This window comes from Atlanticothrix silvestris CENA357 (assembly GCF_016056295.1).
Taxonomy (GTDB): domain Bacteria; phylum Cyanobacteriota; class Cyanobacteriia; order Cyanobacteriales; family Nostocaceae; genus Atlanticothrix; species Atlanticothrix silvestris.
The window spans coordinates 1-1,493 of the sequence record NZ_JAECZB010000108.1 but is presented as its reverse complement, the minus strand read 5'-3'; the positions used below and the strand labels follow the sequence as shown (position 1 = coordinate 1,493).

Sequence of the window (1,493 nt, the reverse complement as noted above, 5' to 3'; positions counted from 1 at the left end):
GATCGCGCAGTGTATGACAGTTTATACTTATCCCTTTTCTGTCACTCTCCTGAAGTAAAAATCTTTTAATTGTACTTTTATCCATCAGGAAGATAAGGTTTGAACTCATTCATAATCCTGGTTAAAACTAAAAAACCTTTGACTAAATCAGGGATGCGAAATACTTCAAGCCAAGGAGAAATTAAACAAAAAAATATCTTCGGCTGTATGATGAGACGGAGGTTATTCAAAGTACTTTTCCAACTTGTTTCATGATGCCACCATGAATGTAAACAGAACTTATCTGTGATTTCATCAGGTACAGAATCTGTTTCATGTGAAGTATTATCGTTCTGGTAATGTCTCAATCTTTTGAATGGTTCTGATTGCAGACTGATCATGAAGTAAGTAGAGAAAATGATTTCCCACCATCGCTCTATTTCTTGATAATCAGTCACCCGATAATCTGCCCAGCCTAATTCATTCTTACTCTGCTTAAAACCATATTCAATCCAAGTTCTAAATCCATAAGTATTTCCTACACTTAACTGAATATCTCCAGGTAAATCAGTCATGATGTACCAAGTCGTATTTTCTGGTACTGTAATTTTATCTGTTGTGATTTGCCAGAACCGAACCGCCCTACGCTTACCAAAAACTATCTCTCGAATAAATCGTTCTTCTGACTTACCATTAGAGAAAATTCGGTCAAATTTTTTCCATCGCGTGTATCTAACCTTCCATCCAGAAGCCATTAGTACACTGTGGTTGCTACGAATAGCCACAATATAATTGATATTATACTGATGAAGAGTATCAATAAATTCACTACTCTCACCATATAAACTATCTGCCAACACTAAATTAAAATTAAATCCTAATTCTCTTAGTTCTTTAATAATTTCGATTGCTAATTGAGGTTTGCTCTTATATTTATCTTCTGATTTCAATCGCTTTTTCGGTTTAAACACTTTAAAAATTAAGGGAAAGGTAATTCCTTCAATAATTCCATAAGCATTGACGCTGACTATCCCATTCTCTATCTTTCCTAGATTGCCTATATATTGTCTATCTACATAGTCCGTTGTTGTACCTTTCTTTTTATCCCCTGTTTCATCTATACACACAAGGAATGATGCACCATTTAGGGCTTTATTTAAAATTTTCAATCTTCTATTTTTTAGGTTTTTTACCTCCCAAGGCGACTTCCATAAAAAATGATGTAGCCCTTGAGCATCTTCTAATCCTACGGCACGAGCAATTGCTGGCAATGTTTTCCTTTTTATTTCCGAAATCATTCCCAAATGTAAATATTTAAAATACTCGAAACTTCTTACTTCTGGAAATAAATCTTGGTACAACTTACAGTATTCATCAATCAACGTTACTGTTTCAATTGCTGGTCTTGCTTTATGTTGCAGCACTTCGAGTGGTACATCCATTACTCCAAGCAGCCTTCAACGTCTGCTAGCATCCTTTCAAATATTTTACTCTTTGGAGAGTGATAGAAGAGG

At 34.9% G+C, this 1,493-nt stretch carries 1 protein-coding gene; it reads right to left on the bottom strand.

What is annotated here, in order from left to right:
* Nucleotides 1-77 precede the first annotated feature (77 nt).
* Complete coding sequence (locus I8751_RS28925; RefSeq protein WP_214442518.1) at nucleotides 78-1,421, bottom strand: IS701 family transposase; 1,344 nt, start codon at nucleotides 1,419-1,421, stop codon at nucleotides 78-80.
* Between the last annotated feature and the right edge of the window lie 72 nt (nucleotides 1,422-1,493).